A 14,169-nucleotide genomic window follows, 5' to 3' on the forward strand; every position below is an offset into this window, starting at 1 on the left:
ATAGTCATTGACCGAGCAGTAAACAAAATAACAAAAAAACGCCAATAAAGGCGTTTTTTTATACAATCATTACGTTAAAAAAGGTTTAAGTTAATTTCAAATTCATAAATTTAATAACCTTGACCTTTGCGGCAATGTAATTAAGGCAACATTGCTAAGTAAGTTGATGGATTCTTACGCTGACCATCTTTAACTACTTCATAATGTAAATGTGGACCAGTACAACGGCCTGTACAACCAACATTAGCAATATGGTCACCAGCAGAAACCTGATCACCTACTCGAACCATTAAGCGTGAAGCATGCGCGTAACGTGTTAAATAACCATTACCATGGTTAATTTCAACATATTGGCCATAACCTGTGCCCCAGCCTGATTTAGTCACAATACCCGGACCAGTCGCATAGATTGGCGTACCACTTGGTGCAGCCATATCTAATCCACCGTGATGCTCTGCACGACCACCCATGGTACGACCACCAAAGTTAGAAGAAACACGTACTGTATCAGGAAGAGGATGAGAAACTAACCAAGAATAAGGATTTGAAGAAGAGGTTTTAAATGAGTTTTTAGCTGTCGTAGTGCCGTATTTCTTTGCCAGTGAATCATTGTTGAGTTCAACTGTTTTCTCACGTAAAGTCACTGAAACTTTTGCACTCGCCGGAAGATCTAAATCATCAGGATGAGTATATGAGCCTTGAGATAGTGTTTTTGATAACTGTTCCAATCGATCTGAATCAGTGGATTGGTTAATATTTTGATAATCTGCAAAAGCAACCGATGCTGCCGAAGCGGCAAGTGAAAACGCTAATAAAATACGACGCGTGTGCATAAAAACCTCTTGAAACTGTTCTTACTCAAGTTCCTTATGATCTCTTCCTTGATATCGGTTGAAATGAACGCTTAAGATTAGGACAAGAAACCATTTGAGAATGATCAATGTCTAAACCCGATAACGTTTTTCAACAAACCGGAAAACACATAAAAACAGGAAACCTTACGTTTCTAACAACGCAAGTCGCGCAATGGCAAAGACTTACGAAAATAATCCAACCCTTATTGCCCCAACCGGAACAATGGCAAGTCGTGTGTTATCAAAATGGCTCTTTAATTATTACTGGTGAAAATCAGGCAATGATTAGTCAACTCAGCTATTTACAGAGCCAATATGTATCTAAATTATCTCAACTTGAAGGATTAAAAGACCTACAAAGAATTCAAGTTCGCTTAAGAAATAAAACTATTCCTGTAACGACCTCATCTGAGCCTTCTAAATCCATCCCCCCGGAAACACAAGAAATGTTACGTAGTGCTGCCGACTTCGTGAGCGACCCTAAGCTTAGCCAAGCTTTACTACGTTTGGCAAGCAATAAAAAATGATGAGCTTTCTATTTCTTAATTAGAATCGTTCTTAATATGTGATAAAAATCACATTTATTAATGTTACATTATAACATAGCCAAATAAAGACAATGACTTATGTCACACTCACGTATGGAATTGGACAGTCTTTCTCGTCATCAAATGTTACAATTTCATAATTACTCGGATCACTTTGAACATTGCGTAATAGCTGATTATTTAAGGCATGTCCTGATTTATAGCCATCAAACTTGGCAATAATTTGATGACCAAGTAAATACAAATCACCAACTGCATCTAAAATTTTGTGACGAACAAACTCATCGGCAAAGCGTAAACCTTCTTCGTTCACCACACCCGTATCATCTACGCCAATTGCATTATCTAGACTTGCTCCTAAAGCTAAATTATTTGCTTTGAGATAATCCAAGTCTTTCATAAAACCAAAAGTTCGTGCCTCACTGACCTCATACACAAACGTTTCAGTAGAAAAATCGATAGTTGCAGACTGATATTCTTTGGCAAATGCAGGATGATCAAAATCAATCGTAAAGTTAAGCTGAAAGCCATTATGCGGGCTGAATATTGCTTTTTTATCATCAATTAAAGCCTCGACTGGCTTTAATATTTTTATAAATTTCTTAGGAGCATCTTGTTCACGCAAGCCACCTTGCATGAGCAAATAAATAAATGGACCAGCACTACCATCCATAATTGGAACTTCGGATGCAGACACTTCCACAATTAAGTTATCGATTCCTAAACCAGCAATCGCACTCATCACATGTTCGATTGTCCCGACTTTAATATCGCCAGTAACAAGATTTGAACACATAAATGCTTCTTGAATCAGCAATGCATTAGCAGGAATATCGACAGGTGGATCCAAATCGATACGGCGAAATACAATACCTCCATCCACGGTATGTGGAATGAAATTGATCATCACTTTTTGACCGCTATGAAGACCTATTCCACTCGCTTTTACCACACGATTGAGAGTACGCTGTTTCACCATGCTTTGTAACTTCTTTTTTAAAACCGCTATACGTTAGCATATTTAGTCATTGATCAAAAATAAAAAAAGGCAGTGTTTATACACTGCCTTTCAATAGATTGTACGCTAAATTACTTACGTTGCTGATTTTTCAAGTAATCTTGAATACTCATTGGCGAAGAACGCGGTGTTGAACTTGGCGCATTATTCACGTCATTTTCAGCATTTTGGCGTTTATTAATTGCAGGAACGTCATCTTCATCTACAGATTGTGCAGATTGAGTTGATGTATGGCTAACTGTATTACGCTTTCTTGGCTCTGCATCAGCTGCATTACGTGTTAAACCAGTTGCAATCACAGTTACGCGTAATTCATCACGTGCATCCGGGTCAAATACTGTACCGTAGAAGATTTCACCTTCATCGAGGTCAACAATCTGGTTAACAACGTCAGTAATGATTTCTGTTTCACGTAATGTGATGTCATCGCCACCAGTAATGTTAATTAACACGCCTTTCGCATTAATAATATTCACATTATCAAGCAATGGGCTACGGATAGCTTGTTCAGCTGCTTGACGCGCACGGTCTTCACCACGGCCCAAACCAGCACCCATCATTGCGTAACCACGAGTACTCATTGCAGTTTTCAAGTCTGCGAAGTCAAGGTTAATATGACCACGGTTAACTACAAGATCAAAGATACTGCGTACAGCGTTTAACAATACGTCATCTGCCTTTTTATAGGCATCTTTCATTGAAATATCACCATAAACGCTTAATAAACGTTGGTTAGGAATAATAATCAATGAATCAACATGAGCTTCCAGCGCTTCAATACCACGCTCAGCAGACTTTTGACGACGACGGCCTTCAAAGTTAAATGGAGTTGTTACAACACCAACAGTCAAAATCCCCATTTCTTTAGCAACTTCGGCAACAACCGGAGCTGCACCAGTACCTGTACCACCACCCATACCAGCGGTTACAAACACCATGTCAGTCCCTTCAAGGTGCTGACGAATAATTTCACGGCTTTCTTCTGCTGCTACCTGGCCTACTTCAGGGTTAGCACCTGCACCTAGACCGCGTGTACTTTGCTCACCTAACTGAATTTTGAAAGGGGCATTCATACAGTCAAGTGCTTGTTTATCTGTATTAGCACAAACGAATTTAACACCCTGAATATCAGACTGTACCATGTGCTGAACGGCATTACCGCCACCGCCACCTACACCAAATACAGTGAAACGGGCTTGACCGTTGCCATCGTTTAGTTCATCTTCTATAAATTCAAATGAGGCCATGACCTTTAGGGTTCCTAATACATTATGGCAGTCACTTCAGCCCGTATACTGCCTTGATTTTCAAAAATAACTAATTTTAAGAATGCTGTGCAATACCAACCTTGTCAAGTACAGTGGTTTTCTCTTACAACTTCCTAACAATTCTACCAATAAATACATACATCCTAAAAAATGGCTTTAAGTTTGCTATTAAAAGCATTCCAGCCATTCACCATTCGTTCCCATACCGAACGGTCATTTCCCTCTTCAGGCTCCTCAACAGCTTCTTGTAATTCACTTTGGCTAAACATAAGTAAACCAGCTGCTGTTGCATACATTGAGCGGCGTAATGCAGCTTGATGCTGATCATCAGCATACACCTGTAATGGCGGATTACCTAGATGGGCAGACACACCTAACATACGACGCGCCAAACTTACCATACCTTCAATCTGGCAAGCATCACCAGTCAATACAACACCATGATATAGACCATGGATTGCACCGCTTTGTTCGAGTTCTTCGCGAATCTGGCTGAAAATCTCTTCATAACGAGCAATAATAATTTCCGCTAACTCAATTCGGCTAATCGTTTGCGGACCATCAATACCCTGTACTTGAATCATATGGTCAGGCTTAACAGCACTTAGATCAACGCAGCCATGCAGAATCTTAATACGTTCAGCTTCTTCAGTAGTTGTTTGTAACACAGCAGCAATATCACGTGTTACATGCTCACCACCACGCTGTAAGGTGCGTGCTAAAGCCAAACGGCCATCTAAATAAACTGCCAGATTGGTAATACCTGCACCAATATCGACAAGACAGACACCATATTCTTTTTCATCTTTAAGCAAGCTTGCCTCAGCGGTTGCCAGACAAGACACCACCATTTTCTCAACTCCAATGTTCGCGCCTTTCATCGCACGATCAAGGTTTTGCATAGTGGCAATCGGCATCATCATAAGCTGATAATGACCAGTCATGCTGTGAGCGGTCATATTGATTGGGTTTTGAACCCATTCAGATGAGTCGCCTAATTCAAATCCTAATGGGACTGCACTCGCTAGATAATAGTCAGAAGTCACATGGCTTGCTTTTGCCAACTCTAATGCACGTACAACTTCATTGGTTGTAATCACATGTGCCGGGTTAGCAACAGGTGTGCGTCCAGAAGCATAGAAACTTTGTAGCTCGGTACTCGGAATAGATACCCACGCACTATGAATGCGACATTCGGCCATATTTTCCGCTTCAGCAACAGCGTTTTTAATCGCAGCAATGACTTTATCGAGACTTACAATTTTTCCTTTGTTCATGCCTCGATTGCGAGCAGTTGCCATACCGATAACCTGAATGTTATCCGGCGCATGAATTTTTCCAATCAAAACTGAAACTTTATGCGTCCCAATGTCAATCGCAACAACTGAGGGAACAGCTTCACTCATCACTCATACCATTTCTTTGTTGTCTAATACCAGGCAAATTGCCTATTTTAAAGCCACGTATTATGGCTTTGCTTTTGTACCACCTGCAATGCTTGTGTCATCACTCGTTACAACAAACTGACCATTCACGATTTTAGGTGGGGTTGCATTCTTCCATTGAATAGATAATCCATTACGATATCGCAAATCAATGGCTGAGATTTTCGGCCACACAGGTTTTAGGTCAGATTGTGCCAAATGACTTAAACGTTGCAATTTATTCATTGTTTGATCTTGGTCAACAATAATTCGTAAACCAGAGTCAAACTGCATAAACCAAGTCATTCGCTCTGTTAGATATAACTCTTTTAAACGCAAATTAACAGGATGGAATAACTGATTAATTTCATTATAGCGTCGCATCATCATTTTAGACTGACTTACCGGACCGTGTAGCAACGGAAGCTCAGGATGAAGTCTCGGCTCTGCTTCACTAAATACATCGCCACCATCGCTCAATAAGCGACCTGTTCCCCAACGGGCGATAGCATGTCGAGGCATAACACGTACGCGAATACCATTGGGCCAGGCACGAGATACGACAACTCGGTCTACCCATGAAATTTCTAATGCTTTATCACGAATCTGCTCTAAATCAGATGTAAAGTAGTTATCTTTTACAATCGGCTGCACATATCGCATCACTTGCTGAGTCTCAACTGGAGTTGTTGAACCTACAACTTCAAGTTTTGCAACAGTTGCATCAGTAATAACTTTATATAGTCCGTAAATTCCGACCGCCAAGACTAAAAAGGCAATAACCAGCAACACCCATCCGCCGGCATTGGCAAGTTTTTGCTTGCGCGTAGGCGGTTTTTCATGAATGGAGGTAATTGCCGCACGTTTACGGCGCATGGATGCCGGAAGTTGTGCCATATTTAAGCCGTACCTTCCAATGTTTGCTCAAGAATTGCAACACACAATTCATCAAAGCTATAACCTACTGCTTTAGCAGCCTTTGGTACAAGCGAATGACTGGTCATGCCTGGCACAGTATTTACTTCTAAAAGCCAGAAATTACCTTGCTCATCCTGCATTGCATCAATACGTCCCCAGCCTTCTGCACCTACGGCCTGGAAAGCGCGTAAACATAGAGCTTGTAGTTTTTTCTCTTCAGTTTCGCTAAGACCACAAGGAATGCCATACTCAACATCATTACGTTGATATTTTGCTTCGTAGTCATAGAAAGCAACATCTGCTGGTGGCTGCAAACGAATAACTGGTAAAGGCTGACCATTTAAGAATGAAATCGTAAATTCGCGTCCTGTAATCCATTTTTCTGCCATAACTACAGCATCGTGCTGAGTTGCCTTTTCAATTGCTGCCGCAAAATCTTCAGCTTTCTCAACTTTACTCATGCCTACACTTGAACCTTCATGTACAGGCTTGATAATGACAGGCAACCCCAATTCAGCAATCACTGAATCCAAGTCAGTTTCTTTAGTAATAATGCGATACGGTGCGGTTGGTAAATCACTTCCTTGCCAGATTTGCTTGGTTTTGACTTTATCCATACCAATGGCAGAACCTTGTACACCCGTTCCTGTATAAGGGATGTTCAACCACTCAAGCACACCTTGGATTTGACCGTCTTCACCACCACGACCATGCAATACAATAAATGCACGGTCATAGTTTACAAGTTCGGTCACGCTACGGTCTTGCGGATCAAATGCCTCAGCCTGAACACCTGAACGTAACAAAGCGTCCAAAACTGCCTGACCACTATCTAAAGACACAGCACGCTCAGCCGATTTCCCACCAAGTAACACGGCAACTTTGCCGAATTTTGTAGCATTTGACACGTTTAAATCCTTAACCCGATAATTCAATACTTTTTGTTTATTTCACATACAAATGGTGCTGTGCAAGTTCTACTGAAATTGCTCCTACGTTACCTGCACCTTGCGTTAATAACAAGTCATTTGGTTGTAACACATTTTGCATGATGTTTTGCAAATTACCTTCAACCGGATCAATCAAAATCGGTTCAACCTGACCACGCAAGCGAATACTACGCGCCAAAGTACGGCTATCTGCGCCAACAATTGGTTTTTCCCCAGCCGGATAAACTTCTAGTAATAATAATTGGTCGACTTGAGATAAAACTTCAATAAAGTCATCAAAACAATCACGTGTACGAGAGTAACGGTGTGGTTGGAAAAGCATAACTAAACGACGATCAGGATGGCTCTGACGAGCAGCTTTAATCGTAGCTTCCACTTCTTTAGGATGATGCCCATAGTCATCGACTAATTTTACATTCCCTTCACCAAGTTCAAATTCACCTTGTACTTGGAAGCGACGTCCAACACCACTAAAACCTTTTAATGCACGGCTAATTGCTTCATCTGAAACGCCTTCATCAGTTGCAACACCAATTGCAGCCAAAGCATTTAAAACGTTATGTAAACCCGGTTGATTAATAGTTAGACGTAACGGCTCACGTCCTTTACGTAATACCGTAAAGTGCGAACGCATACCATCTTGCTCTACATCAATCGCACGGATGTCATTATCTTCATTAAAACCATAAGTAATAACCGGACGGCCTACACGTGGCAAAATCTCGCGGATGTTCGCATCATCGCCACAAACCACAGCCAAGCCGTAGAATGGTAAGTTATGAAGGAACTGTACGAAGGTATCTTTTAATTTATCGAAACTGCCTTCATAAGTGTCCATATGGTCAGCATCAATGTTGGTTACAATCGCTGCCATTGGCTGTAAATAAAGGAAAGATGCATCCGATTCGTCAGCTTCAGCAACAATAAAGCGGCTTTCACCCAGTGCTGCATTTACGCCTGTACTGTTAAGTAAACCACCGATCACATAAGTTGGGTCGAGGTTTTCTTCCGCCAACATTGTTGTTAATAAACTGGTGGTTGTAGTTTTACCATGTGTACCTGCCACAGCAATACCATGACGGTAACGCATAAGTTCACCGAGCATTTCTGCACGACGTACAATCGGAATACGTTGTTCAATGGCAGCTTTAACTTCCGGATTTTCCGGGTCAATTGCTGTTGACACGACAAGCACATTTGCATTTTTAATATTTTCTGCTTCGTGTCCGATATAGACCTTAATGCCATTTTCTTCTAATTGTTGTGTGGTTTTTGATGCCTTAATATCTGAACCGGAAATTTTATATCCTTGGTTAGCTAACACCTCAGCAATACCACACATACCTGCACCGCCAATTCCCACAAAATGAATGTGTTTGATACGGCGCATTTCAGGCACTTTAATCAGTTTTTTTGCTTGGTTCGCAGCTGTTGTTGGAGACATAGTAAATCCGATTACATTTTTTGGATAAGATCAACCACATGCTGAGTTGCATTTGGTTGGGCATGTTGACGCGCTTTCACTGCCATTTCTGTAAGTAATTGGCGATTCATCAGCGTAGTAAACAATTGATTTAAAACTTCTGGTGTCATAGTCGATTGCTGGCAAATTTTTGCAGCACCGACATCGGCCAGAAATTTGGCATTTGCAGTTTGGTGGTCATCCACCGCAATAGGAAGCGGTACAAAAACTGCTGCAACACCAGCTGTTGCTACTTCTGTCACAGTTAAAGCACCAGCACGGCAAATAATCAGGTCTGCTTCGCTATAAGCTTTCGCCATATCTTCAATAAACGGCAAAACCTGTACGGTCAAATTTGCTGGTGCGTCTGCGTACAAAGCTTGAGTTGCTTCAACCTGTTGCTGACCACATTGATGGAAAATATTCAGTGGAACCTGAAGTTGTTTTAATGCCGGAGGTAAGCGTTCATTCAGTGCTTTTGCACCTAAAGAGCCGCCCACAATTAAAATATTTAACGGCTTACCCGCTTGCTCGCGTTCATCATAGCGCCACTTTGGACTTAAGATATCAGTGATTTCACGACGTACCGGATTGCCGGTTGTCACTACTTTTTCGCTAGCAGGAAATGTATTTGGAAACGCTTCACATACCACTTTAGCAACACGGGATAACTGTGCGTTGGTAAATCCTGCAACCGCATTTTGCTCATGGATGAGAACAGGAATACCTAATAAACGCGCTGCTAGCCCACCCGGGCCTGCCACATATCCCCCAAAGCCTGCAACAGCATCCACTTTAAGCTGTTTCATATAGCGCATTGCACTAAAAGTTGCTTTTAAAATTTTAAAAGGTGCAGCAAGTTTACGGATCACTCCGTTTCCACGCACACCTTGAATATCAATTTGATAAATTGGAATATTTTGATCTTTTAATAAACGATTTTCCATACCTGTTGGCGTGGCTAACCATGAAACTTGACAACCTTGTTGTTGAAGTTGTTTGGCTACGGCGAGGGCTGGAAAAACATGTCCACCAGTACCGGCAGCCATCATCATGACATGTTTAGGTTTGCTTTGCTGTGAATCGGTCACGGTCTAATTCTTCAACTCAAAAAACAATGGAAATTGTCATCTATTTTTGTAGCCGTTTATTTTAATCCTAAAGCTTCATTAACGAAAAGCGAATTTCACTCGTTTATAACAGAAAGATGTGCTTTTTTGAAAATATGCCTACAAAGCGCTAGCGTATTTCATATTGTGATTTTATTAATTCATATATTTTCGGGTGATTTCCAATAATAAGCTTAGGAAACCACCCAAACTAGACCCTTATGCTGGACGACCGGCTTCTAATACATCAAATAGGTCATCGGCAATTGATGTACCAAATTGCGCATCAATTTCACGAATACAGGTTGGACTTGTCACATTAATTTCAGTGACATAATTACCAATTACATCAAGACCTACAAATACCAAACCTTTTTCACGTAAGAAAGGACCAACTTTAGCAGCAATGAGTTTGTCATTTTCTGTGAGTGGACGCGCTTGACCTAAGCCACCAGCTGCCAAATTCCCGCGCACTTCACCATTTTGCGGAATACGCGCCAAACAGTAAGGAATAGGCTCGCCATTTACCATTAAAATTCGTTTATCCCCTTCTACAATTTCAGGAATATAACGCTGAGCCATAATTGGGCGGGTGCCTAATTCTGTAAGCATTTCTAAGGTAGAACCAATATTTACACCGTCTTGGTATAAACGGAAAATACCCATACCACCCATACCATCAAGCGGCTTAACAATAACATCACCGTGCTCGGTAATAAATTCGCGAATCAAGCTCTGCTGCGATGTTACAAGTGTTGGCACCTGTAATTCAGGAAATTGTGTAGCAAACAATTTTTCATTGCAGTCACGCAGTGATTGGGGCTTATTAATAATCCATGAACCTTCACGCTCAGCTTGTTCAAGCACGTAAGTTGTGTAGACAAAGTTCATGTCAAAAGGAGGATCTTTACGCATGAGTACAACATCATAAGCCGCGATTGATTCTTTTTTCTTTTCGCCTAACTCATAATAATGGTTGTAATCTTCGAAAACTTTTAACGGAGAGATGAGACCGTAAGCCTTACCTTGATCGATATATAAATCTTGTTGTAATGCATAACCTAACTCATGTCCACGACGGCTCGCCGCCCACAACATTGCCATGGTTGAATCCTTTTTCAGATTTACGGTTTCAATCGGATCCATGACGACAAGTACACGCATGCTCAAGCTCTTCTTAAAATTTAAATTAGCATGAGTATAGCTGAGATTTTTCACTCGTTTTTCTTAATTTTAGTAAAACCTTATCGGTTATTTCTTTATCTTGAATTAAGGTAAATTCAGTTAAACTATGATCATAAAATATTATTTTTAAAGGCTAAAGATGAAACTTTATCGCTATTTAACTGGACCTGATGACTCTGCTTTTTGTGCACGAGTGACTAAAGCACTTAATCATGGTTGGGAGCTCTATGAAGCACCTACTATGACTTTTAATGGCTCTCAAGTCATTGTAGGCCAAGCGATTTGCAAAACAATTGACGAAAATTATGATCCAGAAATGGATATTTTAGATGTTCTCAAAAATAATGCGTGATTTTAGAGGGGGCATTTTTATCAATAAAAAGCCCCTCTAAAACCTAATTAACAAGAAAAACTAATGAGTCAACCCAACAAGTCCTTTAATTTTCTAATTAACTTCTTAAAAATCAGTTAATAAAAAATAAATATGCCATTTTTTAAGTTAATAGTTCTTTTATTCTAAACAATTAAATGATTATAATTATCATTTATACTTTTATTTTTGTTAATTGATTTTATTTTTATGTTAAGAATTTCTATATCATCTCCCCAAATTAAGGGTTCATTCCCGCTCAGCTTACTCAGTTTAATGATTTTAAATATTCAAGGTGCTAACGCCGAGGAATTGATTGAATCCTCATCAAAAGCCGCAGCCACCATGCCAACCATAAAAATCGAGGCCATGAGTGAGCTCGACCCGATTAAAAGCTATATCGATTATAACAAAGCCAATGTCACTCGTAATGGTTTAGATAAAAAAGATATCCCTCAAACCGTTGATACCATTGATGTTCAGAAATATAAAATTTATGGATCGAATGACTTAAGCGTCATGCTGCAAGGTACACCAGGGGTATCAACCAGTTACGATATGCGCGGCGATGGGATCACGATTCGTGGTTTTGGTGCTGACACAGGTGATATTTACCGTGATGGCATACGCGAAAGCGGACAAGTACGCCGCAGTACAGCCAATATCGAGCGTATAGAAATTTTAAAAGGCCCCGCTTCGGTTTTATATGGCCGTAGTGCTGGCGGCGGGGTTGTAAATATGGTGAGTAAATTCGCCAATTTTGACTCTAAAAGTTCAGTTGGCGCATATGCGGGTTCATACGATAACTACGGAACAACCGCTGACATCAACCAAGTACTTAATGACAATTTAGCAGTGCGTTTGACTGGAGAATATGGTGAGGCAGGCAGCTTCCGCTCTGGTATTGAAAATAAGATTGAGATGTTTTCCCCAAGCTTTACCTATAAAAATGACGATGGAAAGCTGACTTGGACCACACAATATACCTATGACAAATTAAATCGTGTACCCGACCGTGGGCCAACACGTGACAACTTGCCTGCGGGAACTTCAATTAAAATGGGATTTGCCCAAGACGGTGATTATGTTGATGATATTTTGCAAGTCGTTCGTACCGATGTGAATTATGAATACGCGCCTGATTGGAACTTCCACTGGGCGGCAAGTTACCGACAAGCAGAACAGAACTTTGACCACTTTTATTTTGGAAATTATTGTGGTTTAGATGGAAAAAACTCAAAGAATGAGGCTTGTACAAAAAAAGGTTACATCGACCAAATTTACTACTGGCAACAAACCAGCAATAAGACCACAACCAATACATTTGATATTAAAGGAAAGTTCAAGACAGGCCAGCTTGAACACCAAATTATGGTTGGTACAGACTGGACTTATGAACAACGAGAGCCACGTCTAGCCAATAAAACTCAAAATGGATCGGCCATTTATGGTTACGTTAATCCAATCACTGGTGAACGAGAGTACAGTCGTGGCAATGGCCCATTAAAGATTAGTCAGCATAACTATAATGAAGGCACAACTTACGGCGTATTTATTCAAGATTTAATTGGTCTAAATGACCAACTTAAACTTATGATGGGACTCCGCTACGATTACTTCGACTTTTCAACTACTAACAAAATTAAGAATGAACATCGTAATGTAAAAGACAGTACTTTTAGCCCAAATGTTGGCTTGGTATGGCAACCAGTTCCTGAACATAGCTTTTATACATCTTACTCTAAAAGCTTCGCACCGTTTGGTGGACAAATGGGTGTCAACCAAGTTACTGGAAGTACCGATGTCGCGAAAATGGATAAAGAGCCTCAATATAACGAGCAATATGAAGTTGGGGTAAAAAGTGAATGGTTCGATAATCGTTTAAATACTCAATTTTCTGTCTTTGATATTCGTAAAAATAATATTCGCTATAAACCGAACCCTGACAGTGAACCAGAGGTATGGGCAACTGCTGGTCAACATCAATCTCGTGGTCTCGAATTTAGTTTTATTGGTCGTGTACTTGATAATGTCTTTGTTCGCGGTGGGTATGGCTATACCGATGCCAAAGTTAAAGAAGACAATCAAAACCCTGAGCGAGAAGGCAATTATTTAGCCAACACTTCTAAAAATACGGGTAATTTATTTGTTCGCTATTTACCAACTGAACAGTGGTATACCGAAGTGGGCGTGACCTATGTCGGGTCTTATTATCCAAATATTAATAATCAGGTAAAAATGGAAGGCTTTAACCGTGTCGATGCAGCAATTGGGTATAGTGCAGAGCCGTGGAATGTCACACTTGCGGTAAATAACCTAACCAATAAAGAATACTGGCGTTCGGACAGTATGCCAGGCACACCACGTAATGTGTTATTGCGTTTGAATTATCAGTTTTAAGTAAATATTAAAAAGGCATACCCTTATTTTAGAGGTATGCCTTTTTGTTTTTAATAATAAAAGAAACAAGTTTTTTATCTTCACTAAATAAAATATTTAATTTTTAGATTATACTTTTCTCATTAGAGATACCAATTAAATCAACAATATGAATAAACAATTTATTTTAACTTTTTTATTATTTTTTTTATCGCTATCAACAGAAGCAAAAATCATTACTCTTTCAATTGATACATATCAAGAATTATCAAAACAACAGCAAAATAGTATTAAAGACAACCTCAACAAAGGATGGATCAGTTATGCTAGAGATGATACAAAAATTCATTATTTGAGTTATCAACTAATTAAATCTATTTCAGATTCCATCGTAATAGCCCCAGTTAAAACTACATCAGTCAATCTAGGAGATTTAAACTCTATAGGGTTATGGCAATTTGACTGCAAAAATAAAAAAATGATGTTGTTGTCTACAGCAACTTATTCAATTACGAATTCTAAAATATTTTCAATAGAAGAAGTAGAATTTCCAAAAGAAGTACCAGCTATTCCTAATTCTATGGCAAATAGAATTTTAGAAATGGCATGTGTTCTGAACTACATAAAAAATAATTAGTCATAAAAGGAAGAAGAGCTCAAGCGCTCCTTCCTTTTATATTATTA

General features: G+C 39.8%; 13 protein-coding genes. 4 read left to right on the forward strand and 9 right to left on the reverse strand.

Annotated features, from left to right (window positions below; genetic code table 11):
• Positions 1-140: 140 nt before the first annotated feature.
• On the reverse strand, positions 141-833 hold the full coding sequence (locus RFX69_RS06355) for a M23 family metallopeptidase (RefSeq protein ID WP_000557460.1): 693 nt from the start codon (positions 831-833) through the stop codon (positions 141-143).
• 107 nt (positions 834-940) lie between these two features.
• Between RFX69_RS06355 and RFX69_RS06360 the strand changes: the two genes are divergently transcribed.
• Entirely contained in the window at positions 941-1,381 is a 441-nt protein-coding gene (locus RFX69_RS06360) for a DciA family protein (RefSeq protein ID WP_000042455.1), read from the forward strand.
• A gap of 97 nt (positions 1,382-1,478) precedes the next feature.
• On the opposite strand, the gene lpxC is transcribed toward RFX69_RS06360, so the two are convergent.
• The 8 genes from lpxC to gshB form a co-directional block, all read right to left on the reverse strand.
• Positions 1,479-2,381: a UDP-3-O-acyl-N-acetylglucosamine deacetylase gene (gene lpxC / locus RFX69_RS06365; protein WP_000240700.1), complete on the reverse strand. Its 903-nt coding sequence runs from the start codon at positions 2,379-2,381 to the stop codon at positions 1,479-1,481.
• 110 nt (positions 2,382-2,491) lie between these two features.
• Entirely contained in the window at positions 2,492-3,667 is a 1,176-nt protein-coding gene (ftsZ, locus tag RFX69_RS06370; protein WP_000135734.1) for a cell division protein FtsZ, read from the reverse strand.
• A gap of 164 nt (positions 3,668-3,831) precedes the next feature.
• Complete coding sequence (ftsA, locus tag RFX69_RS06375; protein ID WP_001287630.1) at positions 3,832-5,094, reverse strand: cell division protein FtsA; 1,263 nt, start codon at positions 5,092-5,094, stop codon at positions 3,832-3,834.
• Between the two features lie 60 nt (positions 5,095-5,154).
• Positions 5,155-6,009 (reverse strand): cell division protein FtsQ/DivIB, encoded by an 855-nt coding sequence (locus RFX69_RS06380; protein WP_000057903.1) that lies wholly within the window; start codon positions 6,007-6,009, stop codon positions 5,155-5,157.
• Positions 6,010-6,011: 2 nt separating this feature from the next.
• A complete protein-coding gene (locus RFX69_RS06385) occupies positions 6,012-6,938 on the reverse strand; it encodes a D-alanine--D-alanine ligase (protein ID WP_000063661.1) in 927 nt (308 codons plus the stop codon).
• A gap of 37 nt (positions 6,939-6,975) precedes the next feature.
• On the reverse strand, positions 6,976-8,424 hold the full coding sequence (murC, locus tag RFX69_RS06390) for a UDP-N-acetylmuramate--L-alanine ligase (protein ID WP_000075472.1): 1,449 nt from the start codon (positions 8,422-8,424) through the stop codon (positions 6,976-6,978).
• Positions 8,425-8,435: 11 nt separating this feature from the next.
• Positions 8,436-9,533, reverse strand: a complete 1,098-nt coding sequence (gene murG, locus RFX69_RS06395) for an undecaprenyldiphospho-muramoylpentapeptide beta-N-acetylglucosaminyltransferase (protein WP_000132437.1) — start codon at positions 9,531-9,533, stop codon at positions 8,436-8,438.
• A gap of 237 nt (positions 9,534-9,770) precedes the next feature.
• Entirely contained in the window at positions 9,771-10,715 is a 945-nt protein-coding gene (gene gshB, locus RFX69_RS06400; RefSeq protein ID WP_001265491.1) for a glutathione synthase, read from the reverse strand.
• Between the two features lie 160 nt (positions 10,716-10,875).
• Here gshB and RFX69_RS06405 point away from each other — a divergent pair, with 160 nt between their 5' ends.
• The 3 genes from RFX69_RS06405 to RFX69_RS06415 all read left to right on the forward strand — a co-directional run bounded on the left by RFX69_RS06405 (position 10,876) and on the right by RFX69_RS06415 (position 14,122).
• The gene (locus RFX69_RS06405; RefSeq protein ID WP_000781166.1) at positions 10,876-11,088 is read left to right on the forward strand and encodes a DUF1737 domain-containing protein; all 213 of its coding nucleotides are present in this window, start codon (positions 10,876-10,878) and stop codon (positions 11,086-11,088) included.
• Between the two features lie 228 nt (positions 11,089-11,316).
• Positions 11,317-13,506: a TonB-dependent siderophore receptor gene (locus RFX69_RS06410; protein ID WP_289332971.1), complete on the forward strand. Its 2,190-nt coding sequence runs from the start codon at positions 11,317-11,319 to the stop codon at positions 13,504-13,506.
• 148 nt (positions 13,507-13,654) lie between these two features.
• Positions 13,655-14,122: a surface-adhesin E family protein gene (locus RFX69_RS06415; protein WP_001041192.1), complete on the forward strand. Its 468-nt coding sequence runs from the start codon at positions 13,655-13,657 to the stop codon at positions 14,120-14,122.
• Positions 14,123-14,169: the final 47 nt, after the last annotated feature.

Origin of the sequence: Acinetobacter sp. 148, from assembly GCF_031196675.1 — a bacterium.
Classification (GTDB): Bacteria; Pseudomonadota; Gammaproteobacteria; order Pseudomonadales; family Moraxellaceae; genus Acinetobacter; species Acinetobacter baumannii.

Coding starts and splice junctions, on each gene's coding strand:
- RFX69_RS06410 (WP_289332971.1), top strand. CDS start 11,317: ATGTTAAGAATTTCTATATCATCTCCCCAAATTAAGGGTTCATTCCCG.
- ftsZ (WP_000135734.1), bottom strand. CDS start 3,667: ATGGCCTCATTTGAATTTATAGAAGATGAACTAAACGATGGCAACGGT.
- RFX69_RS06360 (WP_000042455.1), top strand. CDS start 941: ATGTCTAAACCCGATAACGTTTTTCAACAAACCGGAAAACACATAAAA.
- RFX69_RS06405 (WP_000781166.1), top strand. CDS start 10,876: ATGAAACTTTATCGCTATTTAACTGGACCTGATGACTCTGCTTTTTGT.
- RFX69_RS06415 (WP_001041192.1), top strand. CDS start 13,655: ATGAATAAACAATTTATTTTAACTTTTTTATTATTTTTTTTATCGCTA.
- ftsA (WP_001287630.1), bottom strand. CDS start 5,094: ATGAGTGAAGCTGTTCCCTCAGTTGTTGCGATTGACATTGGGACGCAT.
- lpxC (WP_000240700.1), bottom strand. CDS start 2,381: ATGGTGAAACAGCGTACTCTCAATCGTGTGGTAAAAGCGAGTGGAATA.
- RFX69_RS06380 (WP_000057903.1), bottom strand. CDS start 6,009: ATGGCACAACTTCCGGCATCCATGCGCCGTAAACGTGCGGCAATTACC.
- murC (WP_000075472.1), bottom strand. CDS start 8,424: ATGTCTCCAACAACAGCTGCGAACCAAGCAAAAAAACTGATTAAAGTG.
- RFX69_RS06355 (WP_000557460.1), bottom strand. CDS start 833: ATGCACACGCGTCGTATTTTATTAGCGTTTTCACTTGCCGCTTCGGCA.
- gshB (WP_001265491.1), bottom strand. CDS start 10,715: ATGCGTGTACTTGTCGTCATGGATCCGATTGAAACCGTAAATCTGAAA.